Source organism: Trinickia sp. (assembly GCF_035492435.1).
Taxonomy (GTDB): Bacteria; Pseudomonadota; Gammaproteobacteria; order Burkholderiales; family Burkholderiaceae; genus Trinickia.
In genome coordinates this window covers 1-23,725 of the sequence record NZ_DATJJF010000115.1, presented here as the reverse complement: position 1 = coordinate 23,725, position 23,725 = coordinate 1, and the positions used below count along the sequence as shown (strand labels likewise).

The following is a 23,725-nucleotide window of genomic DNA, read 5'->3' as shown; positions in this document are numbered from 1 at the left end:
GCGAAATTCTTCGCCGCGAAGTCCCAGTTCACGATGTTCCAGTACGATTCGACGAACTTCGGCCGCGCATTGCGGTAGTCGATGTAGTAGGCGTGTTCCCAAACGTCGATCGTGAGGAGCGCCTTGGCGTCCGTCGTGAGCGGCGTGGCGGCGTTGCTCGTCGAGACGATGTCGAGCGAACCGTCAGCCTTCTTCACGAGCCACGTCCAGCCGGAACCGAAGTTGCCGACTGCGGCCTTCGAGAAGTCTTCCTTGAACTTGTCGAACGAGCCCCACTTCTGGTTGATGGCATCGGCAAGCGCGCCCGTGGGAGCACCGCCACCTTGCGGCTTGAGGCAGTTCCAGAAGAACGTGTGGTTCCAGACTTGCGCGGAGTTATTGAAGATGCCGGCCGACGACTTCTTGATGATTTCCTCGAGCGACAGGTTCTCAAACTCCGTGCCCTTGATGAGGTTGTTCAGGTTCGTTACATAAGCCTGATGATGCTTGCCATAGTGGAATTCGAGCGTCTCTTCCGACATGTGCGGCACGAGCGCGTTTTTTGCGTACGGCAGCTGCGGGAGCGTATGTTCCATGATGCAGTTCCTTTGATCGAATGATCGAGTGGGTACTTTTTGTTAGGGGTGACGCTTCGGAGCGTTCGATTGTAGGCGAGTTGGAATAACGCCGCAAACGAACTGCCCTTTGCGCAAAGCAACGACCGCCGAGCGCTGCATCGGTGCGAAAATGCCCCCTGCGACCCTGGTCGATAGCGATTCGTGACGATTCGTGACCAGCCGCGCAGCGAGCAATGTCGCGACGTGGCAACGCGGTTCGCCGCTCCTCAGAGCGACCCAACCAAAGCAAAATCTGAAGCTAGAAACCATCCGTAAGACGCGGCTGCACATCGCCGAGCGTCACGTCGGCGGCACCTTCCGCCACATGCAGGGTGTAACGCCGTTCACGCTTGAGTGCATTCGGCGATCGCACCGCGCGCCCCGTGTGTCCCTCGAGCAACGCAGCGTAACCTCGTTCCAACGTGCGCCTCGGGCTCAGCACTTCGAGGCGTCCTGACAGCGTCGCAACCTTCGCGCCACGGCGTTCCTGCTGTCGCGCAAACGCCGAGTCGAGGCGCCGAGCGAATTCGCTCAATGCCTGTCGATGAGCGGCCAAGTCGGGCCGCCACCGCTCCCAGCGCAAACACACGAGCGCAAAGCGTGCCCGAGCGTCGCGTACCGGACGGCCGCCAGCCGAGGCAAGACGCGCCTGCAATTGCTGCAGGTGCGCGCTCTGGCGCCTCAAACGCTCCGCGGGGCTCACGAGCCGGCGCGCAAGCCAATCGAGCTGCTGCGCGCGGCGCTCCATGAGCCGGCCGAAGCCGCGTGCGAGCGTCGCTCGGCGCTGGTCGAGCTCGCGCAGGAGCAGCACACGCTGGGGACTCACGAGTTCGGCGGCGCCCGTCGGAGTTGGTGCGCGAACGTCGGCGGCGAAATCGGCAATCGTCACATCCGTCTCATGCCCAACCCCGCTCACGATAGGCAACTCGCTCTCTGCAATCGCACGTGCGAGCACCTCCTCGTTGAACGCCCAAAGGTCTTCGATGGATCCACCGCCGCGACAGACGATGAGCACGTCCACCTCGCGCTGCGCGTTCGCCTTGGCGATCATCCCCGCCAGGCGCTCAGCCGCCCCTGCGCCCTGTACGGGGGCGGGATAGACAATGACGGGTATATGCGGCGCACGGCGCGCGAGCGTCGTCAGCACGTCACGCAAGGCCGCGGCCTGCAACGAGGTGACGATGCCAATCGCGCGCGGATGCGTCGGCAGTGCGCGCTTTCTCGCTGCCGCAAAAAGACCCTCGGCCTCGAGCTTTGCCTTGAGGCGCAAAAATGCTTCGTAGAGACGGCCGAGCCCGGTGCGACGCACCGCCTCCACGCTCAGTTGCAGTTCGCCGCGCGGCTCGTACATCGTCACCAGCGCACGCACCTCGATTTTGTCGCCTTCGCGCGGCGTGAACTCCGCGTACTGCGCACGGCCTCGGAACATGACGCAGCGCACCTGCGCCTGCGCATCCTTGATCGAGAAGTACCAGTGACCACTCGCCGCTCGCGTGAAGTTCGATACTTCGCCGGCCACCCAGATGAGCGGAAACGCACGCTCGAGCATGCTGGAAATCGATCGGTTCAACGCCGACACTGAAACGGCGACGTCACCGTCGAAGGGTCCACCCGGGGTCGAACCAGTGGGACCGGACATGGGAGAAGGAGAACGCGAGTGCATGCTGGACCTGATTTTTTTCCGCTGCACACGATAGTCCGCCAGCACGATGCCGTCTAGGGGAACGTGTCGCGCGAAGTCTTCGGGCGCAAGGTTTCCCACACTTTAAGCCGCTGCTGCAATCTTCGGCGCATGGCCTGTCAATCATTGAACTCACGAACTAAGCGGTTGATTTTTAAAGGATTGAGTTTCGTCAGATGTATAGCATCACCGATAAGAAGCTTGATCCACCGGCTTTTGCTGCGCTTCCTGCGCACGTTTTTCACAGAGTTATCCACAGGAACACGAAGCAAGGCGCGAAGCGTGCGACCCGCTTGAAGACGCATAGCAGCTTGCTCTTGGCGGCCGGCGCACGCTAGAGTGCCGGCTCCTCAAACTGCTCTGACCACCTCGACGATGTCCGCGCCAACTCGCCTCGCCGTGCGCTTGAAAGCCCGCATCGAATCGTATCTCGCGCGCGAATGGCAGCGCCGCGGGGCGCTCGCGTGGGCGCTTTGGCCGCTCTCCTTCATCTTCGGAGCACTGGCCGCGCTGCGCCGTGCAAGCTTCTCCCGAGGCTGGCGCGAAAGCGTGCGCGTCGGTGTGCCAGTCGTCGTCGTCGGCAACGTGACCGTCGGCGGGACGGGCAAGACGCCAACCGTCATTGCACTCGTCGACGCCCTGCGTGCCGCGGGTTTCACGCCCGGTGTCGTTTCGCGCGGTTACGGCGCAAAGCTCGCGGGGCCGCGCCCCGTCACCGCAGCCTCCCGCGCCGAGGATGCAGGCGACGAGCCACTGCTCATCGCCCGGCGCACGGGGGCGCCGGTCTGGGTCTGTCCCGATCGCGTGGCCGCCGCGCGTTCGTTGACGGCCGCACATGGCGATGTCGACGTCATCGTCAGCGACGACGGCCTGCAGCACTACCGGCTCGCGCGCGACGTGGAACTCGTCGTCTTCGATCAACGTCTTGCCGGCAACGGTTTCCTGCTGCCTGCCGGGCCCTTGCGCGAGCCGGCGTCGCGCCGGCGCGACGCCACGCTCGTGAACGACCCGTTCAACCGCGAGTTGCCGCCTTGGCCCGACACATTCGCGCTGACCCTGTCACCCGGCAACGCCTGGCACCTCGCAGAGCCAAGCTTGCGCCGCCCGCTGGCCCAGTTTGCAGGCGAGCGGATACTCGCCGCAGCCGGCATCGGCTCGCCCGAGCGTTTTTTTGCAACATTGCGCGCGGCGGGCTTGGCGCCACAGACGTGCGCGCTGCCCGACCACTATGCGTTTCATGACAATCCGTTCGAAGGAACAAACGCAGAAGTGATCCTGATCACTGAGAAGGATGCAGTAAAATTGCGACATTGGCGCGACGCACGGATTTGGGTGGTTCCTGTCGAAGCCGCATTGCCCGGCCGCCTCATCGCTCTCGTTGTGGAGAAACTGCGTGGACGCTCGCTTGCTTGAAATCCTCGTTTGCCCGATTTGCAAAGGCCCGCTTCGTTACGAACGGGCGAAGCAGGAACTGATCTGCCAAGCTGACAAGCTGGCCTTCCCGATCCGTGACGGCATTCCTGTCATGCTGGTCGACGAGGCCCGGCAGACTGTCGAAGGCACACCTGTCGAACCGGTCGCCCCCACGGGCGGGGCATAACACCGCGCGCCGCGCGTCACACGACCTCGCCCATAAAGCGGCCCCCTCTTACTTTTCGATGACTGCATCTTCTTCGTTGGCCGACGCACCGCCATTCGTTGTTGTCGTGCCCGCCCGCCTCGCTTCCACCCGCCTGCCGGAAAAACCCCTTGTCGACATCGCCGGCAAGCCGATGGTCGTGCGCGTCGCTGAGCGTGCGCGCGCGTCGGGCGCCGCGCAAGTGTTCATCGCGTCCGATGCCGAGCCCGTCCTCGATGTGGCCCGCGCTCACGGTGTCGAGGCGCTGCTCACGCGTGCGGATCATCCGTCCGGCACCGATCGCCTCGCCGAGGTGGCCTCACGCTTGAATTGGAGCGACGACACGATCGTCGTCAATGTCCAAGGCGACGAACCGCTGATCGACCCTGCACTCGTGCGTGCCGTTGCCAGGCATCTGGCCGCGAATCCCGACTGTGCGATCGCGACGGCCGCCCACCCGATTGCCGATGCAGCCGACGTGTTCAACCCTAACGTCGTCAAGGTCGTTCTCGATGCCCGCGGCCGCGCGCTGTACTTCTCACGCGCGCCGATCCCGTGGCTGCGCGACGCCTACCAGCCGCATTGCTCCCCAAAAACGATCGACATTGGAGCCATGCCTGCACCGTCGGCATCTGCGACTTATCGTCACATCGGGCTTTACGCCTACCGGGCGCGATTTCTGCGGTGTTATCCTCAGCTCGCGCAAGCGCCGATCGAGCAGGCAGAGATGCTCGAGCAGCTCAGGGCAATGTGGCACGGTGAGCGCATCGCCGTCCTCATCACGCACGAAGCGCCCGCGCCCGGTGTCGATACGCCGGCCGACCTCCAACGCGTTCGCTCGCTTTTTCGACTGGACCCCCAAGAGGGCATGGCATAATCGAGACTGATTACGCGAGCATTTGCAACATTCGGCTCATCAGTTCCCGTCGCCTGACTTGCTGCCGCCGTCGCCGCACTATCGCTCGAGCGATACATCGGCGGGCGGCTATCGTCATTCGCGCGGCCACGGGCGTCGGCCGACGATGTCCGGATGTCGCGCCGCATTCAATACATGATTCGGAGATACCACCATGCGTCTAATCCTGTTGGGTGCGCCTGGCGCCGGAAAGGGCACCCAAGCGAGCTTCATCAAGGAAAAATTTGGGATTCCGCAGATTTCCACCGGCGACATGCTGCGTGCGGCAGTCCAAGCCGGCGCGCCGCTCGGCATTGAGGCGAAGCGCTACATGGATGCGGGCGAACTCGTGCCCGATGCGCTCATCATCAATCTGGTGAAAGAGCGCCTGCGTGGGCCGGATTGCGCAAACGGGTATCTTTTCGACGGTTTTCCGCGCACGCTGCCCCAAGCGGAAGCGATGAAGGAAGCTGGCGTCGCGATCGACTACGTCCTCGAAGTCGACGTGCCGTTCGAAGAGATCATTGTCCGCATGAGCGGTCGCCGCATTCACCCGGCATCGGGGCGCACGTATCATGTGAAGTTCAACCCGCCGAAGGTCGAAGGCAAGGACGATCTGACGGGCGAGCCGCTGATTCAGCGCGATGACGACAAAGAAGAGACGGTCAAAAAGCGCCTCGAGGTTTACGTGTCGCAGACGAAGCCGCTCATCGACTACTACTCGCAATGGTCTCGGCGCGGCGTGGAAAATGGATTGAACCCGCCGCAATACCGCAGCATTTCGGGTCTGGGCACCGTCGACGAGATTCGTCAGCGAGTGTTCGAGGCGCTGAAGTAACGCGCCACGGGCGCCGACTAGCTCGCAGTCGAGACTCGAAGCCGCCCTGCTTTCCCCGAACGCGAAAACCCGCCCATGTGGCGGGTTTTTTTGTTGGCCTGCCAGCGACTACAATCGACGACTGCCCCGCCCGCCGCACGGTCACGAGCCGCGCTTCGCGCCGGGCCTGTCACGGTCGAAGACGAAAGGAGCTCGAGCATGGACATTCGCGGCAATGCATTCCTGATCACTGGCGCAGCATCGGGCCTTGGCGCCGCTACGGCGCACCTCTTCGCCGAGCACGGCGGCAAGGTCGCCATCGCCGATCTCAACGAAGCAGCAGGCAACGCACTCGCTAACGAACTCGGCGGCGTATTCGTGAAATGCGACGTGAGCCGCGAAGACGATGCCGCGCGGGCCGTGCAAGCGGCAACCGGGCTCGGCATGCTCGTCGGCCTCGTGAACTGCGCCGGTGTCGCGCCGGCGATGAAAACGGTCGGCAAGGACGGGCCGCATTCGCTCGAACTCTTTCAACGCACGATCGAAATCAACTTGATCGGGACATTCAACGTGTTGCGTCTCGCCGCAGCCGCCATGGCGAAAAATGCTCCGAATGAAAGCGGCGAGCGCGGTGTCGTGGTCAACACCGCATCGGTCGCGGCATTCGACGGACAGATCGGTCAGGCAGCCTATGCAGCATCCAAAAGCGGCGTAGCCGGTATGACACTGCCGATCGCACGCGATCTTTCCCGCAACGGCATCCGCGTCATGACGATCGCCCCAGGCATCTTCGAGACGCCGATGCTCCTCGACATGCCCAAGGAAGTGCAGGAATCATTGGGCGCAACGGTGCCGTTCCCGCCGCGGCTCGGCAAGCCCAGTGAATATGCGATGCTCGTCAAGCAGATCTTCGACAATCCAATGCTCAACGGCGAGGTGATCCGGCTTGATGGTGCGATCCGCATGCAGCCCAAATAGGCGTTGAGCATCTTGGTGCGGCCCTATGCTAGCTGCCCTACCCGACCTGATGGAGCGCTCAACAACGCAGGATCACCCTTGATCGTCGTCGCCGTGATCGGTGCGCTGACGCAACTCATGCAGTTGCGATTCGACCGCCATCGCGTCGTCGGCATCGGGCCGATCGTCGAGATAGCGTTCCAGATCCTCGAGCGCGGGCCGCAGGTAATCGAGCCGCGCATAGGCGAAACCGCGATCGCGAACCTCCTCGATGCTGCCGGGCAGCAGGATCACGAGGCGCTGCTGTACCGCGAGCAGGCGCTGCCATCGCTCCGTTTGCACGTAGATCGCCTTTAGATTACGCAGCATCCGCGCAATGATTTCGCGGCCCGTGGCCGGCTGCAGCAGCATCCGCAATGCGTTGCCGATCGAATCCCCGCTGCTGTGCGAGAGATACGGCTCGAGCATATCGACCATCTGCGCCTCGGAGAGCGACTGCCCCGTCGTCGGATCAAGCATGACGTCGCCTTCGGGCAACGTCACACGCAACAGGAAGTGTCCTGGGAAGCCAACACCCTTGACGGATACGCCGATCTGCTCGCCGAGTTCCATATAGAGGACGGCAAGCGAAATCGGAATGCCCCGGCGACGCTTGAGAACGATGTTGAGATGGCTGTTGTCGGGGTCGTAATAATCGTTCACGTTGCCCGCAAAACCGAGCTCGCGGAAGAAAAAGCGATTGAGCGTGCCGATGCGGTCCGTGAGGGTTGCCTCGCCGGGCAAGCGGCGTTTAAGCCGCAATGCCAACTCGTCGATCTCCGCGAGTGTCGCTTGAAGATCGACATCCGGATACGCATCCTGCGCGAGCGTCAGCGCAGTTTCCGTCACGGGCAGCGTGTCGTCATCGGCCACCAGCGTGGCGAAGTAATCGAGAACCGATGTCATGAGCGTCACTTGGTACGCCTTCTGAAGTATGCGTATTTGAAGCCCATCAGCCACAGCATACTGAAATATAGTGCGGCGAACAGAACGATGCAGGCTGCAAGCAACACAACCCGAGCCAGCGGTCGCGCATGCAGACCGATCCAGTCGAAATTCTCGGCACACCAGTGCATCGCGCCCGCAAGGACGAGCGAGGCACCGAGGAGCTGGACGAGAAACAGCGCCCAGCCGCTCGATGGGATGTAGATACCGCGCCTGCGCAGACCCACGTATAACAAAACGGCATTAACGCAAGCGCCGAGCCCGACGCTGAGCGTCAATCCGGCGTGCGCAAATACAGGGACGAACGCGAGGTTGCCGAGCTGCGTGGCAATGAGGACGCCGACGCCTATTTTCACCGGCGTCTTGATGTCCTGCTTGGCATAAAAGCCCGGCGCAAGAATTTTGATGACGATGAGACCGATGAGACCGACGCCGTAGGCCGCGAGCGCGCGGCCCACCATGACGACCGAATGGCCATCGAAGCGCCCGTAATTGAACAGCGTGGCCGTCAGCGGTTCCGCGAACAAGAACAGCGCGAGCGCGCTCGGAGCCGCGAGCAAAAACGTCACGCGCAGCCCCCAGTCGAGCAGTGCCGAATACTCATGCGAATCATCGTCGACATGAGCCTTCGATAGGCTCGGCAGCAGGATCGTGCCGAGCGCTACGCCGAGCAGCGCGGTGGGGAACTCCATGAGGCGGTCGGCATAGTTGATCCATGACACGGCCCCCGGCCCGAGGCGGGACGCGATATTCGTGTTGATGATGAGAGAAAGCTGAGCAACCGAGACCGCGAACGTGGCCGGCACCATTTTGACCAACACGCGCTTGACGCCGCGGTGCGAAAGTGCGGCGAGCAGATTGAGGCCGATGCGTGGCGCCATGTCGATTTTTCGCAGTCCCGGCCACTGCACCGCGAACTGCAATACGCCACCCACAATGACGGCCCAGGCGAGTGCGAAGATGGGCACGTTCAGGTGCGGCGCGACGAAGAGCGCCGCCGCAATGAACGCCACGTTGAGCAGCACCGGCGCGAAGGCCGGCAGCGAAAAGCTGCCGTAGGTGTTCAGGACGCCGGCGGCGAGCGTCGTCAGCGAAACGAAGAGGATGTAGGGGAACATGATCCGCGTCATCGACACGGCAAGCACGAAGGCCTGGCCGTCGCTCTTCAACCCGGAAGCCACGGCAAACACGACGCTTGACGCGGCCGCCACACCGACGAGCGACAGCAGCGCAAGGGCCCAGGCGAGTACGGTCGACATCGCATCGACAAGCGCTTTGGTCGCGTCGTGCCCCTGGCTGTTCTTGAACTCAGCGAGGATCGGCACAAAAGCTTGCGAAAACGCACCTTCGGCCGAGAGCCGCCGAAGCAGGTTCGGAATACGGAAAGCGACGTAAAACGCGTCGGTGTAGAGGCTCGCACCAAAGGCACGGGCGATCAGCGTTTCGCGGACGAGGCCGGTTACGCGCGAAAGCAGCGTGAAGCCGCTTACAGTCAGCAACGCTCGGAATAGGTTCATGGGGCGGCTATTATACGGGGCACCCGTGGCGGCATTCCGCCCGATTCGACCCCCACCATCGACCTATCAAAGCGCTCTGGGTTCCCGTCGAGCGTGACGCACGACGTCTCGGCGGCTGCGGCAGTGCCACGGCCTTCACGCTAAAGCGCGCTTGGCGACAGCGCGGGCATCGGGTTTATCGCTTCGTCGGAGCGCCTTCGCCCGCGCCATGATTTGCCATCCCTCTGATTTTGTTGCTATACTCGCGCGTTTCGAAGCGATGCGTCGTGAACGCGAGCTCGCAACGCCTGCGCTTTGCGCCCCCGGGCAATCGTTCCCGGAGGTTTCGATCGAGACGGCGCTCGAACGGACTTGTATCCGGGCACCGGGAACAGAACAGGACTAGGAACTCTCATGGCAAACTCCAAACAAGCACGCAAGCGCGCCCGCCAAGCCGCGAAGGCAAACTCGCACAACTCGGCGCTTCGCTCGAAGTACCGCACGGCTGTCAAGGCTGTTCGCAAGGCGATCGACGCTGGCGACCACGCTAAAGCTGCCGAGGTCTTCCACCTGTCGGCCAAGACGCTCGATGTCATCGCCGACAAGAAGATCGTCCACAAGAACAAGGCCGCACGTCACAAGAGCCGCCTTGCAGCTGCAATCAAGGGCATGCAGCAGGCTGCCGCCGCGTAATTGCTCAATGATTTGCGGCGCGCGCTTTGCGCGCCGAGCGTTGCAAAGCGCCGGCAAAACTGCACGCACTGCGTGCAGTAGAGGTATCGCCCTGCTGGACAATCCGGGCGCGCGTGGGCTCACAACTGCTTAACGCGCATCAAGATCTGCGTACCGCCATATGACCCATGTCGCCGTATGACCTGTGTCCTGTGGGTGCGCCGATTACCCGCGATGATGGTCCACAACAAAAAAGCCCGCACAAGCGGGCTTTTTTGTTGCGCGATCGGCCAAAGCAATCGACGAACAGCACTCAAATTCGAGCGGTGACCTGCCCCGCCCCCGTCTGCCTCAAGATTTGCTGTGCTGCACCGAGCCGTGATGCGTCGGCAGCTCACAGGCTTGTGTCACGACGAGATCGTTGTCCTTCGCGAAATTCATGACGAAGTCGAACGCCATCGGTTCAGTTTCGCGCAAACGGGAATCGACGATGACGCACTTAAGGTCGCCCAGCACCACTGGGCGCACGTATGAGGAGTACTGCAGATAGGCATTCGGGCCTTTGGTGCCCGGGCCGTAGCAAGCCATAACGCCCGCGAGACGTTCGGCCCAGTCGCTCGGCCGGAACTTCTTTCCGCCTTTGGTTATGCCCTGAATAAAGTACTCTATGAACGGTGCTTCGGCCATGTAAGAAACCCATGCGATGCGCCCGAAGCCAGCCGCCGGGCTCGAGTATTCATCGGGATTATACACCTGGGGGCGTCGCTTTTTCCGCACTGCACATAAGAAGCCCGTTACGGTCCGCCTGCTCGAATACTGAGATTTATCGGCTCGTCAAACGAAACAAAATCCTTTATGCTGGATCGGGTCATCACATCCGACGGCGGCGCAGTCCGGCTTTACAGCCGGGTCAGTCCGCCGTATTTGTTTCATGTCCGACAACAAGATCCGCCACTACCTGCAGTTCAACGACTTCTCGCTGCAAGAGTACGAGTATGTGCTTGAGCGCACGCGCATTCTGAAGCGCAAGTTCAAGAACTATGAGACTTATCATCCGCTGCACGACCGCACGCTCGCGATGATCTTCGAGAAGCACTCGACGCGCACGCGGCTGTCCTTTGAAGCGGGTATCTTCCAGCTGGGCGGTCACGCCGTGTTCATGAGCACGCGAGATACGCAACTCGGCCGCGGCGAGCCGATCGAAGACGCAGCGCAGGTCATCTCGCGGATGGTCGACATCATCATGATCCGCACGTTCGGGCAGGACATCCTTCGCCGCTTTGCCGAAAACTCACGCGTGCCCGTCATCAACGGGCTCACGAACGAGTACCACCCCTGCCAGGTGCTGGCCGACATCTTCACGTTCTACGAGCACCGCGGCCCCATCGCTGGCAAGACCGTTGCGTGGGTTGGTGACGCCAACAACATGCTCTACACCTGGATCGAAGCCGCGCAGATTCTCGGCTTCAAGCTGCAGGTGTCGACGCCCGCTGGCTACAAGCTCGACCCAGCACTCGTCGCCCCCGAGAGTGCGCCGTTTTTTGTGGAGTTCGACGATCCGCATGAAGCATGCCGCGGCGCCGATCTCGTCACGACGGACGTTTGGACGAGCATGGGCTTCGAGGCAGAAAACGAGGCCCGCAAGGCCGCGTTTGCCGACTGGTGCGTCGACGAGCAGATGATGCGCGAGGCCAATGCTGACGCCCTTTTCATGCACTGCCTCCCCGCCCACCGCGGCGAGGAAGTGAGTGCCGAGGTGATCGACGGCCCGCAAAGCGTAGTCTGGGACGAAGCCGAAAACCGTCTGCATGTGCAAAAGGCGTTGATGGAGTTTCTGCTGCTTGGCAAGCTGAATCACTAAGACTCACCGAAGGCTGAAACAGCCTTGCTGACGCGAGCGCACTCAAGCGCTCGCCCGCCGTCGCAACAAACTGCAAACCCGCGAACGGTGAAAGAAGCTAGACCACCAGCGGTTCAGGTTCAAGATCGACGCCGAAGTGTTGCTTCACGTCGTCTTGGATCGCGTGGGCGAGCGCGAGCACGTCCGAGCCTGTCGCCTGACCGGGGTTGACGAGCACTAGCGCCTGCCGGTCGTGAACGGCGGCGTGGCCGAGCGAGCGCCCCTTCCAGCCACATCGGTCAATCAGCCAACCGGCGGCAAGCTTCACTCGGCCATCCGGCTGCGCGTAAGCCACCATGTTCGGCTCCTCCGCGCGCAAGGCCTCGTACGCGGCCACATCGACGACAGGATTCTTAAAGAAGCTTCCCGCGTTGCCGAGCGCAAGCGGGTCGGGCAGCTTCGATCGGCGAACGGCGACGACGGCATCGAAGATGGCTTGGGGCGTCGCCGATGTGCCGCGCGCTTCGAGTTCGCGCGCGAGATCGGCGTAGTCGGCGCGCGGCGTCCAAGCTCTGGGCAGACGAAAAGTCACCGACGTAATCGCGAACCGATCGCGTCCTTCCCGTTTAAAGAAGCTGTCGCGATAGCCGAAGCGGCACGCTGCTGCATCGAATTCGACCACCTCCCCTGTCGCCAGCTCAATGGCGGAGAGCGACGCGCAATACTCGCCCATCTCGAGCCCGTACGCACCAATGTTCTGAATCGGTGCGGCCCCAACCGTCCCCGGAATCAACGCGAGGTTCTCCAGGCCAGGGAGCCCCATCGCCAGCGTCCATTCGACAAACCCATGCCAGCTCTCACCCGCCGCAGCCTCGACATACCATGCGTCGTCGTCGGTACGCACGATCCGCTTGCCGCTCAGTGCAACGAGCATCACAAGGCCATCGAAATCGCCCGTGAACACGATGTTGCTGCCGCCCCCGAGTACCAATCGGGGCAAACCGCGCGCACGCGCTTCACGCGCGGCCAACGCAAATTGCTCCGCGGTTTCGATCCGACATGCGAGGCGCGCGCGTACGTCGAAGCCAAATGAGTTGTGCTCGCGCAGCGAGTAGTCGGACTTGAAGGCAATCGAATCGTGCGAAGACATCGGCAAAGTGCTTCCCTGCGACACCGCAGCGGACGGCGCGGCTTGGGCAATGAGGATGGGATGGGTAAAATGGCGATCAGTCCGTGATTATAGCGAGCGCGGCACACCGCGAAGGCGCGAGTGAAGCGCGAGCAGCCTCAAAAATTGGGAGAAACAAGATGCCGACGTTCGATGTCGTTTGCGAAGCCAACATGGTCGAAGTGAAGAACGCGATCGAACAAGCCAACAAGGAAATTTCGACGCGCTTCGACTTCAAGGGATCCGATGCCCGAGTGGAGCAAAAGGAGCGCGAACTCACGATGTATGCCGACGACGACTTCAAGCTCGGGCAAGTGAAGGACGTGCTCGTCAACAAGATGGCGAAGCGCGGGGTCGACGTACGGTTTCTCGATTACGGCAAAATCGAGAAAATTGGCGGCGACAAGGTCAAGCAGGTCGTCACCATCAAGAATGGCGTATCGGGCGATCTAGCCAAGAAGATCGTCAGGCTCATCAAGGACAGCAAGATGAAAGTCCAGGCGAGCATTCAGGGAGATGCAGTCCGCGTTTCCGGAGCCAAGCGCGACGATCTGCAAAGCGTCATCGCGATGCTGCGCAAGGACGTGACCGATACGCCGCTAGAGTTCAACAATTTCCGCGACTGATTGGTTTTGTTCTCATAGCGCAATGGCCGGGCGCTGCGGCTGTCCAAACCGAGTCCGGCCAACGCTCGACTGTGCGATTGCAGCGGCGTAGGTGCGTTTAGCAAACGCCCGCGTTTTTCAGTGCTTCCGTGCGTGGCCAGCGCTTTGGTCGTGCTTCGCGCGGGCCGCCGCGTCGGCCTTCTTCTGTCCGATGCGGCTTTCCTCTCCGGCGATCAGCTTGGCAATGTTCGTTCGATGGCGCCAGACGAGCAGCGCGCTCATTCCGAAAACGGCCCAGGCCATGACGTTGGGACCAAACAGAAAGAGATCGAAAAGCGGCGCAAAAACAGCCGCAGCAAGTGCCGCCAGCGACGAGTAGCGGAAGAAAAACGCAATGATGAGCCAGGTCAGCAGCGTGGCAACACCGAGTACTGGGTTGAGCGCGAGCAGCACACCTGCCGCCGTGGCGACGCCCTTGCCGCCCTTGAACTTGAAGAAGATCGGATACAGGTGGCCAAGAAAGACCGCGAGTGCGGCGACAGCCACCGCACCATCATCAAACCCATAACGCCGCCCGACATGCGCGGCAAGCCATACGGCGAGCCAGCCTTTGAATGCATCGCCGACCAAGGTCAAGATCGCAGCCGCCTTGTTGCCGCTTCTCAGGACGTTTGTCGCGCCCGGGTTTTTTGAGCCGTAAGAGCGCGGATCGGCAAGCCCCATTGCGGCGCTGACGATCACGGCAAACGACACCGATCCGATCAAATAGGCGGCAACGGCGGCGATCAGAATTTCCATAAGAGTGGCTTTAGGCGTGTGACAAAACGGTTGAGCAATGGCGCGCCTCTAGTTTGAAATCTATGCGGCGGTGGCGCGCGGCGCTCATTTTACCGAAGCACGAACGAAGCTCGATCGAGAAGATCGACTCAATCGAGGCTAGCGCAGTTAACAGGTTGCGCCTTCAGCAGCGAGGCAACGATAGAAGGCGCGATGCTGATCAGATAACCGCGCCGTCCCCCATTCAGGTAGATCACGTCGAGCTCGAGAATGCTCGCCTCCACGTACACAGCCATGGCTTTCTTCGTGCCGAAGGGCGACGTGCCGCCGACGAAGTAGCCCGAGTGCCGGTTCGCGATTTCAGGCTTGCATGGCTCAACGCGCTTGACGCCAATCTGCCGCGCAAGGTTTTTTGTCGACACGGTGCGATCGCCATGCATGAGCACAATGAGCGGCTTGGCATGCTCGTCTTCCATGACAAGCGTCTTGACGACAATGTGCTCGTCGACCCCAAGTTGGCGCGCCGATTCGGCCGTGCCGCCATGCTCGATGTAATCGTACGGATGCTCACCGAAGCTCACCCCGTGGCGGCGCAGAAACTGCGTCGCGGGCGTCTCCGAAACGTGTTTGGCTTTGCTCATCGGCCGCATTGTACCGGCAGTGCCGGCGCTGCCGGTATTACGCCTCCGCTACGCAGCGAACCGCTCACCCGCGCGGGTGATGAATCGCGTGCAGCGTCTTCAAGCGTTCGCGTGCGACATGCGTGTAAATTTGCGTAGTCGAAATGTCGGCGTGGCCAAGCAGCATTTGCACGGCGCGCAAATCGGCACCGTGATTCAGCAGATGCGTCGCGAATGCATGGCGCAGCGTATGCGGGGAAAGCGGCGCATGGATTTGCGCCGCGCGCGCGTGGCGCTTGATGATGTTCCAAAATTGTTGTCGCGTCATGCCGTCGCCGCGCCCGGTCACGAACAGCGCATCGGCGACACGTGCGCCAAGCAGCGCGGGCCGTGCCTCGCGCAGATAGCGTGTTATCCAGCCATGCGCCTCTTCCCCGAACGGGACGAGCCGCTCCTTCGAGCCCTTGCCCATGACGCGGACGACCCCTTCGTTAAGCCCCACTTCGACCGTCGTGAGACCCACGAGCTCACTCACACGTAAGCCGCTCGCATACATCAGCTCGAGCATTGTCCGATCGCGCAAACCGAGCGACGTTTCGACGTCGGGCGCAGCAAGCAGCGCCTCGACCTGCTTTTCGGTCAAGGTCGACGGAAAACGCGGGGGTTGCTTCGCCGAGCGAATCCGCAACGTCGGGTCCGATTGCGCACGGCGCTCGCGCATCGCCCATGCGTAGTAGCGGCGGAACACGGACAAGCGCCGGTTCGCCGAGGTCGCCTTGCCGTCGCTGCGCGCGGCAATGTAGTCATTGACCCGCGTCTCGTCCGCTTCGTCGAGACACACCCCGTGCTCGTGAGCGAGCCACTCGGCAAAGAGCCGCAGGTCGCGCCGGTAGGCATCGAGCGTATTGCGCGCAAGCCCATGCTCGAGCCAAAGCGCATCGCAAAAGGCATCGATCGATTGCACACTTGCGGCCGATTGCGCCAGTGTCGGCCCAGCCAATGCCGGCTCGCTGCCGTGGTGCTCGCTTCGTTCGCGCGACTCTTCGACGTTCGACATGTCACTCAAAATGTCACTCATAACGCGAGCGACTGCTGCGCGCTTTCATGCGCAATCAGCCATCGCTTCACACGTACAAAAAAGCCGTCATCGCCATGGTGGGCAAAACCGCCCAGGCCGTTCGCTGCGACTACGCGGTGGCAGGCGATGACAATCGGGAATGGATTGTCGCCGCACGCTTGGCCGACCGCACGCGGCACCCCGCCCACGCGTCTCGCGAGCGCCCCATAACTGATCACCTCTCCGGGAGGAATGTCGCGGATGGCTTGCCAAACGCGTCGCTGAAACGGCGTGCCGACATCCGCCAACGGCAAATCGAATGAGAAGGTCGGCGACGCAAGGTAGCGCGCGATCTGCCGCGCCGCGCGCTCCGACAGCTCGGAATCGGGCGCAACAGCCGCCACCTCGGCGGGCAGATATTCGATAAGGCGCACCACGCCCGCCATATCGTCGACACCAATGCCGACCTTGCCGAACGGTGCCTCAATCACGGCATTGTGCATACTGTGCTCCTCTGCTGTGCGTCTCATTTCAGGCTCCTTTCACGCCTCGCCCCATCATGCCTCAAATGCCTCGATGCGAGTTTTCAGCAGCACACTGATACTCAAATCGCCCGATGTATCGATAGCATGCTCGCTGGCATACGGTGCGTGCGCTGTAGAAGGCGTCTCAATTCGAACGTCCCTCGTCATCGCTCCCGGCTTTGCGTTGTTCGTCGACAGCACACAGTGACGTGGCTTGAAGCGCCCATTGCACGTGCTCGCGAACGAGCGGTGAAGCGTCGTCTGCTCGCCCACGCAGCGCGTCGACGATACGCTCTCTGTCGGGCTTCGCGAGCGCCGCCCCGGCATCGGCGCGCAACGCATTGCCGAGCCCGACGGCCAGGTTACGCAGCCAGCACTCGTAACCGATACGGCGGATCGCACTGCCTTGCATGCGCGCGTCGAACTCTTCGGCGCTCCATGCGAAGAGGTCGACGAGCGTTGAGCGATCGAGCCCATGTCGAGCGTCAAAGTCGCCAACGGGTGCGGCCTGCGCAAACTTGTTCCACGGGCAAACGAGCTGGCAGTCGTCGCATCCGTAAACACGATTGCCGATAAGCGGACGCAGCGCCTCCGGAATGCTGCCCTTCAATTCAATCGTCAGATAAGAAACGCAGCGGCGAGCATCGACGCGAAACGGACCAACGATCGCACCCGTCGGGCAGGCATCGATACAGCGCGTGCAATGCCCGCAGTGCGCGCCCGCTTGGCGCGCCACCGGCCTTACGGCTGCCTTCGCGTTGGCGCCAGCATTCGCGTTGCCCTCTTCGCCGCCCTTTGCCACACTGCCCGTGCCAACGCCGGCGTCCAGCTGCCCATCAAACCGAGCGCGTGAAATAGCGCCCTCCGGATTGCTATCGATAACGTCATCCGCATCGATCGCCGCACCGTCGCCTGCATGCGTCTTCCCGAGCGCATCGGCGCTCACTGGCGCATCAATCGGCAACGCAATATCGACGTAGATCTCGCCGAGAAAAAAGAACGAACCCGCATCGCGTTCGATCAGCAGCGTATGCTTGCCACGCCAGCCAATGTTCCCTTTTTGCGCAAGCTCGACTTCAAGCACCGGCGCGGAATCGGTGAAGACACGATGGCCGTAGGGCCCAATATCCCGCTCGATGCGCTCGGCAAGCTGCTGCAGCCGCTGCCGCATCACCTTGTGATAGTCGCGTCCGCGTGCGTAGACGGAGACAACCGCGGCCATCGGGTCAGCAAGCCGCGAGCGCTCGCGCGCACGCCAGTCGCCGGGCCCGGAATCTGACGGTGTGCTTTCATGAGAGCCGCCGGCGATTGTCGAGGCCGGCAAATAGGCCATGCGTGCGGTGATGACTCGTAGCGTGCCGGCCACGAGCTCGGCAGGACGCGCACGTTTCATCCCATGTTTGGCCATATAATCCATCTCGCCGTGGCAGCCTGCTTCGAGCCAGGCCGCTAACGCCGCTTCGGCGGCAGAGAGATCCGTATCGCTGATGCCGATGGCGCCAAAACCTAGCTCGCGGCCCCACGCCTTGATCCGCGTGGCGAGCGCGGCCAGCGTTCTTGCGTCAAGCCGGTCAGCGGCGTCGGGTACACTCGCGGCAGCTACGGTGCCTGCCGGCAGCGCGTCATCGCCCCGTCCCGCGAGACTATCGTCTTGCGGGTCGAAACTGACGCACGAGGTGGGAACCGCATCGGATGCTGTCATCTCTTGGGCGGCTTATTCCGGACATGTTTCATCACGCTATTTTACGAGAATGCCCGTAGCGCCTGATTCACCGTTCCATCTGCCCGCGAGCGCCCTGCTCGAGCGCCGCTTTGTGCTCGAGAACCTCGCCGCGACGGAATCGTTCGGTGTGCGCTTCGCGCTCGCCCTCGAGCAAGCGCGCTTATTACCAGACTTCAACGGGCTGCATGTGCAGCTGCTCGGCGATCTAGGCGCCGGCAAGACGGCGCTGGTGCGTGCGACGCTTGCCGGCCTCGGCCATCGAGGCCGAGTGCGCAGCCCCACTTACACGCTCGTCGAACCGTACGCGCTCGCACGACCCGATGGCGAGCTCGAGGTCTATCACTTCGATCTTTATCGTTTTGCCGATCCGGCCGAATGGGCCGACAGCGGCTTTCGCGACTATTTCGACTCAGGCGCGGTTTGCCTTGTTGAATGGCCGCAAAAGGCAGGCAACCTGCTCGGCCCGCCCGATCTCGTTTTTGCACTCAATGCAGACGAGGAGCGTCGTCTGCTCGATGCGCGCGCCTACAGCGAATCTGGAAAAGCATGTCTCGAACAATGTTGATCAAACCTTTCCGCTCGATCGAATCCGCCGCAACCGCCACGCATAACTGGCGTCGTCGACAGATATTGCGCGCGGGGGCGTCGGCGCTCATCGTAGGTCTTGCCTCGCCTTTCGCCGCAACGCGTGCCTTTGCCAGTTCGGTGTTGGGCGTGCGCGTTTGGCCCGCGCGCGACTATACGCGCGTCACCATCGAATCCGATCAGCCGCTGCAAACCACTCAGAAATTGCTGCAGGCACCCGACCGGCTCGTTCTCGATCTGAGTGGCCTGGATCTGGATCAGGCGCTGCGCGATCTGGTCTCGAAAATCGCACCGAATGACCCGCAAATCAGCGCGGTGCGGGTGGGACAGTATCAGCCGCACGTCGTGCGTCTTGTCTTCGACCTCAAAGGCTCTATCAAGCCGCAGGTGTTCTCGCTGGAACCGGTGGGCAACTATCGCTACCGGCTCGTGCTCGACCTTTATCCTACCGTGGCGCCCGATCCGCTGATGGATCTCCTCGCGCAAACCGAGCAAAAGGAAAAGGCACTGAACGGCCGCCAATCCGACACCGACACCCTCGCGCAGGCGCCTGCGCCTGAACCGCTCGCGGGGCCGGGTACGCCGCTGTCGCCGAGCGCCGACAATAGCGACACCTTCTTCCAACGCTATGCGCAGAATACGCCGCCGGAACATCCGGCGACATCAGGCGGGTCACCGGCCACTGCAGCGTTGGGGGGAACCGGCGCGCCGGGTGGGGACAAGCGCAAGCCCGGTACCACGCGAAACAAGGACGGCAGCGGCGCGGGCTCGTCGAGCGCCCTCGTGCGCAACGACAACGGCGACGGTCTTGACGGCGATGCAGCCCCATTTTCAACGTCAAAAAGCGGAAAAACGGTTCGCCTGCTGACTGTGGCGGTTGACCCCGGCCACGGCGGAGAGGACCCAGGCGCGATCGGCGGCGCAGGCACCTACGAGAAGCACGTTGCACTCGACATCGCCAAGAAGCTGCGAGCGATGATCGATGCGCAGCCGAACATGCGGGCGATGATGACGCGCGACGACGACTTCTTCGTTCCGCTGAACGTGCGTGTGCAAAAGGCACGGCGCGTTGGCGCGGACCTTTTCGTCTCGATTCATGCCGATGCGTTCACTACCCCGACCGCGCGCGGCTCCTCGGTATTCGCGCTGTCCGATCATGGCGCCTCGAGCGCCGCCGCGCGCTGGATGGCCAACAAGGAAAACGCCTCTGACCTCATCGGCGGCATCAACGTGAAGACGCAGGACGACGTGGTCAACCGCGCTCTGTTCGACATGTCGACGACGGCCCAGATCCGCGACTCGATGCGCTACGGCTCGTTCGTGCTGAACGAGATTGGCGGCATCAACAAGCTGCACAAGGGTTCGGTCGAACAGGCGGGCTTTGCCGTGCTCAAAGCGCCCGATATTCCGTCGATCCTCGTTGAGACGGCTTTCATCAGCAATCCCGAGGAGGAGGTGCGCCTGCAAAATGAAGGTTATCGGACGCAAATGGCGGGCGCAATCCTGAAAGGGATCAAGCACTATTTCGCCGCCAACCCGCCGCTCTCCAAGAACCGCATGGCGTAGTCCATCGGGGGGGCGTTTCGCCGTAAGCGAGCGGGGGCAGCACATGGGTAGAATAAGTTGTCGTCGCTGGGTGACGCGCATCGCGCGAAAAGGAGCGCCTCCATGTCCTCGTCGGTCCAGACCATCATCAAGCCGTCGCTGCGCGACGTAGGCGGCATCGCCGTGCGACGTGTGCTGCCGGCGCTCGCCGCGCGCCTCGTCGGCCCCTTTATTTTCTTCGACCATATGGGCCCCGCGAGCCTCGCGGCCGGCGCGGGACTCGACGTCCGCCCCCATCCGCACATCGGCCTCGCTACGGTCACGTATTTGTTCGAGGGCGCAATAATGCACCGCGACAGCATCGGCTCTGTCCAGAAAATTGAGCCAGGTGACGTGAATTGGATGACGGCCGGCCGCGGCATTGTCCATTCCGAGCGCACGCCCGAAGAGGAGCGCGGGCGCGACGCTCGCGTGCTGCACGGCATCCAGACCTGGATCGCGCTGCCCCTCGAAAATGAGGACGCCGAGCCGAGCTTCGAACACCATTGCGCTACGACGCTGCCGCGCCTCGAACGCGACGGTGTGCAGCTCGACATCGTGGCGGGCACTGCCTTTAACGCCCGCTCCCCTGTCGCCACGTTTTCGCCGACGCTCTATGTCGCGGCCCGCTTTGCCGCGGGCGGCATATTGGCGCTCGAGCCCGAGCACGAGGAGCGAGGCGTTTATGTGGTCGACGGCAGCGTAAATGTCGACGATGTGCCGCTGGCCATCGGCCAGATGGCCGTGCTCGCCGAAGGACGGACAGCGATGCTCTCGAGCCCGACGGGTGCCCGCGTCATGTTGCTCGGCGGAGCAAAGCTTGCCGGCGGGCGCTTCATCGATTGGAACTTTGTTGCAAGCTCCCGCGAACGGATCGAGCAAGCAAAACGCGCGTGGACCGATCAGGCAATGGGCAAGGTTCCCGGTGAGACAGAATGGATTCCCCTGCCCGAACGAGGTTCGCGGCAGCACTAAAGGGTTGCCCCCGGTTGAAATATTTTGGGGCAGCCCCAATGTGAAGACGGTCCCACCTCAAGACCGGAGCAAAATCTGATGAACACCACTTTGGCCACCTTCGAACAGGACGTAATCGAGACGTCCACGCGCGTCCCGGTCCTAGTCGATTTCTGGGCGCCGTGGTGCGGCCCATGCAAAGCACTCGGCCCGCTGCTGGAAAAACTCGAGAACGAATACGCCGGCAAATGGCGGCTCGTCAAGGTCAATGTCGACGAGAACCCGGAGCTCGCCGCGCACTTCCAGGTGCGCAGCATTCCGCATGTGGTTGCCTTCGCCGATGGCCAGCCCGTCGATCAATTCATCGGCATCCTGCCAGAAGGCCAGCTGCGCGCATTTCTCGACCAGCTGGCGCCGGATTCAGCCGAGGCCGAGCGCCACATGGCGTTGGCTGCGATCGAGGAAGGCCAGCGCGACACGGCCTTCAATCATTTGAAGGCGGCGCTTGCGCTCGATCCCGGGTTCGACGACGCGCGACTCGACCTGATCGAGCTGCTGCTCGATGAAGAACGCATTGACGAGGCACGCAACGAGGCCGATTTGCTGTCGCCCAAGGTGACCGAAGGCATGGACGCGCGCTACAGCGAGCTGAAGACACGGCTCGACGCGCTCGATACGGCTGCCGATTTGCCCCCTACCGACGCGCTGGAGGCACGCATCGCGGCCAACCCGGGCGATCTGGAGGCCCGCCTCGATTTCGCGAATCTGCTCATCGCACGGCGCGCTTACGAAGGGGCGCTCGAGCAACTGCTCGAGATCGTGAAGCGCGATCGGACGTTTCGCGACGATATCGGGCGCACAACGATGCTCGCCGTGTTCGATCAAGCCGCCCATCGGCCGGAAATCGTCTCGGCATGGCGCCGCAAGCTGAGCGCCGCGCTGAACTGAGCTGAGCTGAGCTGAACGAAGCTGAGCACTTGAGCGGGCGCGACGCTGTCAGTCACGGCACCGCGTTCGGTCAAGAGGAAGCCCCTTTCGGCTTCGCCGACGACGAGATCTGCCGGCTTCCTCGACGCTGAGGTACTCGCCCCGCTTACCTCGTTTCCATCGCCCGAACCTCGGGTTCGAGTGCCAGACAGGCGTCAGTTCGCGGCGGCCGCCTTCGCCAGTGCGCTCAGCACGTGCGCGGCAGCGGCAAACCCGAAGCTCGCCGTCACGCAGACGCTCGAACCGAACCCCGCGCAGTTGAGGCCGACGGGACCCTGATGACCGGGTGCGGTGGTGAGATGCTGCGCCTCATTGTCAATGTCGCAGACGGCCGCTTCCGGGTAGATGAGCGGCTCGTCCGAGTAGACAGCGCTTACCTTGAATTTGGCTTTGGGGCCGCGCGGAAAGCCGTGGTGCTTGCGTAGTTGCCCGCGCACTTTGGACAACAGCGGATCCTGAATCGTATGCGCAAGATCATCAATGCGAATGCGCGTGGGATCGAGCTGGCCACCGGCCCCGCCCACCGTGATGAGGGGCTGGCCGCGGGCCACGCACCAGGCGATCAATGCCGTTTTGGTACGCACGCTGTCGATGGCATCGATCAGATAGTCGAAGCCGTTGCCGAACAGCGTCTCGAAGTTGCCGGGCTCGGCAAAATCCTCGATGAGGCGAACGTCACAGGCGGGATCGATGAGCGCGATGCGCTCGGCCATTGCCGCCACTTTCGGCTTGCCGTAGTTGCCGTCGAGCGCATGAATCTGGCGATTCGTGTTGCTTTCGGCGACGTTGTCGAGATCGACCAGCGTCAGTTTTCCGATTGCACTGCGGGCCAGCGCCTCCGCAACCCACGAGCCGACGCCGCCGATTCCAATCACCGCCACGTGAGCCCGTTCGAAGGCGCTCAGCGCTGACGCACCATAAAGCCGCGCCACACCGCCAAAGCGGCGCGCCCGATCCGCGCGGTCGATATCACGATCGAGTTGCAGTTGCGATTCGGAAGTCAATTCGGACGTAGTCGCCTCGGTGCCAGGCATGGTACGGGTGTCTCCTGCTGCGGCCAAAATCCCGTATTGTGCCCGATGCGCTCGCCGATTGAGCTATATGTGCCACTCCCACCCAACCCGCATCGTTCGGCAGAACTCTCACATTAATCGCGTCCGCGAGGCATGCCCTGCGATTTGGCAACTTAGCGCGAGCACATATGGGCTAGCTCGACTCTCGCACCTCGCGGCAACTTTTTTCGGCTTTCACTATACTGACCCGGTTAAAAGCGGTCACATAGAACCATGATTTCCCTTGCCGAACTCCGTAAAGACTACGCGCGCGGGTCGCTTGACGAAGACAGTGTAGACCCGGACCCCATCCGCCAATTCGCGGTGTGGTTCCAGCAGGCCCTGGACGCGCAGCTACCCGAACCGAATGCGATGACGGTTGCCACGGCCGATGCCGAAGGCCGTCCGTCAGCGCGCATTCTGCTGATCAAAGGCGTCGACGAACGCGGCTTCGTATTCTTCACAAATTACGAAAGCCGCAAGGGCCTCGAGCTCGCGGCGAACTCGCATGCAGCCTTGCTCTTTCATTGGAT

Annotated in this window: 25 protein-coding genes; 13 read left to right on the top strand and 12 right to left on the bottom strand. The window is 62.3% G+C overall.

Annotation, left to right across the window (positions count from 1 at the left end; all coding sequences use genetic code 11):
* Together VL598_RS08985 and xseA are read right to left on the bottom strand one after the other, a co-directional pair.
* A partial coding sequence (locus VL598_RS08985) for a superoxide dismutase (protein WP_325326359.1) occupies positions 1–575 on the bottom strand: 575 nt, incomplete at its 3' end.
* A gap of 280 nt (positions 576–855) precedes the next feature.
* Positions 856–2,235 carry an exodeoxyribonuclease VII large subunit gene (xseA, locus tag VL598_RS08980; protein ID WP_325326358.1) on the bottom strand — a complete coding sequence of 460 codons (1,380 nt, stop codon included), beginning with the start codon at positions 2,233–2,235 and terminating at the stop codon, positions 856–858.
* A gap of 417 nt (positions 2,236–2,652) precedes the next feature.
* Here xseA and lpxK point away from each other — a divergent pair, with 417 nt between their 5' ends.
* The 5 genes from lpxK (at position 2,653) to VL598_RS08955 (ending at position 6,585) form a co-directional block, all read left to right on the top strand.
* Complete coding sequence (gene lpxK, locus VL598_RS08975; RefSeq protein WP_325326357.1) at positions 2,653–3,690, top strand: tetraacyldisaccharide 4'-kinase; 1,038 nt, start codon at positions 2,653–2,655, stop codon at positions 3,688–3,690.
* Positions 3,671–3,877 (top strand): Trm112 family protein, encoded by a 207-nt coding sequence (locus VL598_RS08970; RefSeq protein ID WP_325326356.1) that lies wholly within the window; start codon positions 3,671–3,673, stop codon positions 3,875–3,877. The genes lpxK and VL598_RS08970 overlap by 20 nt, the downstream gene beginning before the upstream one ends.
* A gap of 58 nt (positions 3,878–3,935) precedes the next feature.
* On the top strand, positions 3,936–4,772 hold the full coding sequence (gene kdsB / locus VL598_RS08965; protein WP_325326355.1) for a 3-deoxy-manno-octulosonate cytidylyltransferase: 837 nt from the start codon (positions 3,936–3,938) through the stop codon (positions 4,770–4,772).
* Between the two features lie 193 nt (positions 4,773–4,965).
* Entirely contained in the window at positions 4,966–5,628 is a 663-nt protein-coding gene (adk, locus tag VL598_RS08960; RefSeq protein ID WP_325326354.1) for an adenylate kinase, read from the top strand.
* A gap of 198 nt (positions 5,629–5,826) precedes the next feature.
* The gene (locus VL598_RS08955) at positions 5,827–6,585 is read left to right on the top strand and encodes an SDR family NAD(P)-dependent oxidoreductase (protein WP_325326353.1); all 759 of its coding nucleotides are present in this window, start codon (positions 5,827–5,829) and stop codon (positions 6,583–6,585) included.
* A 72-nt stretch (positions 6,586–6,657) separates the two neighbouring features.
* Here the strand turns inward: VL598_RS08955 and VL598_RS08950 are convergent, their stop codons facing one another.
* Positions 6,658–7,509 (bottom strand): SirB1 family protein, encoded by an 852-nt coding sequence (locus VL598_RS08950; protein ID WP_325326363.1) that lies wholly within the window; start codon positions 7,507–7,509, stop codon positions 6,658–6,660.
* Positions 7,510–7,514: 5 nt separating this feature from the next.
* A complete protein-coding gene (gene murJ / locus VL598_RS08945) occupies positions 7,515–9,065 on the bottom strand; it encodes a murein biosynthesis integral membrane protein MurJ (RefSeq protein ID WP_325326352.1) in 1,551 nt (516 codons plus the stop codon).
* 393 nt (positions 9,066–9,458) lie between these two features.
* On the opposite strand from murJ, the gene rpsT reads away from it, so the two are divergent.
* Positions 9,459–9,737: a 30S ribosomal protein S20 gene (gene rpsT, locus VL598_RS08940; protein ID WP_325326351.1), complete on the top strand. Its 279-nt coding sequence runs from the start codon at positions 9,459–9,461 to the stop codon at positions 9,735–9,737.
* Positions 9,738–10,067: 330 nt separating this feature from the next.
* Here rpsT and VL598_RS08935 read toward each other — a convergent pair whose 3' ends face one another.
* The gene (locus VL598_RS08935) at positions 10,068–10,403 is read right to left on the bottom strand and encodes a DUF3579 domain-containing protein (protein ID WP_325326362.1); all 336 of its coding nucleotides are present in this window, start codon (positions 10,401–10,403) and stop codon (positions 10,068–10,070) included.
* A 244-nt stretch (positions 10,404–10,647) separates the two neighbouring features.
* On the opposite strand from VL598_RS08935, the gene argF reads away from it, so the two are divergent.
* Positions 10,648–11,577 (top strand): ornithine carbamoyltransferase, encoded by a 930-nt coding sequence (gene argF, locus VL598_RS08930; protein WP_325326350.1) that lies wholly within the window; start codon positions 10,648–10,650, stop codon positions 11,575–11,577.
* A gap of 97 nt (positions 11,578–11,674) precedes the next feature.
* On the opposite strand, the gene murB is transcribed toward argF, so the two are convergent.
* Positions 11,675–12,706, bottom strand: coding sequence for a UDP-N-acetylmuramate dehydrogenase (gene murB / locus VL598_RS08925; protein WP_325326349.1), 1,032 nt, complete (start codon positions 12,704–12,706; stop codon positions 11,675–11,677).
* A gap of 158 nt (positions 12,707–12,864) precedes the next feature.
* On the opposite strand from murB, the gene VL598_RS08920 reads away from it, so the two are divergent.
* The gene (locus tag VL598_RS08920; protein ID WP_325326348.1) at positions 12,865–13,350 is read left to right on the top strand and encodes a YajQ family cyclic di-GMP-binding protein; all 486 of its coding nucleotides are present in this window, start codon (positions 12,865–12,867) and stop codon (positions 13,348–13,350) included.
* Between the two features lie 117 nt (positions 13,351–13,467).
* On the opposite strand, the gene plsY is transcribed toward VL598_RS08920, so the two are convergent.
* The 5 genes from plsY to queG form a co-directional block, all read right to left on the bottom strand.
* The gene (gene plsY, locus VL598_RS08915) at positions 13,468–14,127 is read right to left on the bottom strand and encodes a glycerol-3-phosphate 1-O-acyltransferase PlsY (RefSeq protein ID WP_325326347.1); all 660 of its coding nucleotides are present in this window, start codon (positions 14,125–14,127) and stop codon (positions 13,468–13,470) included.
* A gap of 128 nt (positions 14,128–14,255) precedes the next feature.
* Positions 14,256–14,747: a Cys-tRNA(Pro) deacylase gene (gene ybaK / locus VL598_RS08910; RefSeq protein ID WP_325326346.1), complete on the bottom strand. Its 492-nt coding sequence runs from the start codon at positions 14,745–14,747 to the stop codon at positions 14,256–14,258.
* 64 nt (positions 14,748–14,811) lie between these two features.
* On the bottom strand, positions 14,812–15,783 hold the full coding sequence (xerD, locus tag VL598_RS08905) for a site-specific tyrosine recombinase XerD (protein WP_325326361.1): 972 nt from the start codon (positions 15,781–15,783) through the stop codon (positions 14,812–14,814).
* Between the two features lie 17 nt (positions 15,784–15,800).
* Positions 15,801–16,286 (bottom strand): methylated-DNA--[protein]-cysteine S-methyltransferase, encoded by a 486-nt coding sequence (locus VL598_RS08900; protein ID WP_325326360.1) that lies wholly within the window; start codon positions 16,284–16,286, stop codon positions 15,801–15,803.
* A 166-nt stretch (positions 16,287–16,452) separates the two neighbouring features.
* Positions 16,453–18,009 (bottom strand): tRNA epoxyqueuosine(34) reductase QueG, encoded by a 1,557-nt coding sequence (queG, locus tag VL598_RS08895; protein WP_325326345.1) that lies wholly within the window; start codon positions 18,007–18,009, stop codon positions 16,453–16,455.
* 49 nt (positions 18,010–18,058) lie between these two features.
* Between queG and tsaE the strand changes: the two genes are divergently transcribed.
* The 4 genes from tsaE (at position 18,059) to trxA (ending at position 22,101) form a co-directional block, all read left to right on the top strand.
* Positions 18,059–18,595, top strand: coding sequence for a tRNA (adenosine(37)-N6)-threonylcarbamoyltransferase complex ATPase subunit type 1 TsaE (gene tsaE, locus VL598_RS08890; RefSeq protein WP_325326344.1), 537 nt, complete (start codon positions 18,059–18,061; stop codon positions 18,593–18,595).
* Positions 18,589–20,181, top strand: a complete 1,593-nt coding sequence (locus VL598_RS08885; RefSeq protein WP_325326343.1) for an N-acetylmuramoyl-L-alanine amidase — start codon at positions 18,589–18,591, stop codon at positions 20,179–20,181. The genes tsaE and VL598_RS08885 overlap by 7 nt, the downstream gene beginning before the upstream one ends.
* Positions 20,182–20,283: 102 nt before the next feature.
* The gene (locus tag VL598_RS08880; RefSeq protein ID WP_325326342.1) at positions 20,284–21,174 is read left to right on the top strand and encodes a pirin family protein; all 891 of its coding nucleotides are present in this window, start codon (positions 20,284–20,286) and stop codon (positions 21,172–21,174) included.
* Between the two features lie 78 nt (positions 21,175–21,252).
* Positions 21,253–22,101, top strand: a complete 849-nt coding sequence (trxA, locus tag VL598_RS08875) for a thioredoxin (protein WP_325326341.1) — start codon at positions 21,253–21,255, stop codon at positions 22,099–22,101.
* A 194-nt stretch (positions 22,102–22,295) separates the two neighbouring features.
* Here trxA and VL598_RS08870 read toward each other — a convergent pair whose 3' ends face one another.
* On the bottom strand, positions 22,296–23,174 hold the full coding sequence (locus VL598_RS08870) for a tRNA threonylcarbamoyladenosine dehydratase (protein ID WP_325326340.1): 879 nt from the start codon (positions 23,172–23,174) through the stop codon (positions 22,296–22,298).
* 252 nt (positions 23,175–23,426) lie between these two features.
* On the opposite strand from VL598_RS08870, the gene VL598_RS08865 reads away from it, so the two are divergent.
* On the top strand, positions 23,427–23,725 hold a 299-nt coding region (locus tag VL598_RS08865; RefSeq protein WP_325326339.1), incomplete at its 3' end, for a pyridoxine/pyridoxamine 5'-phosphate oxidase.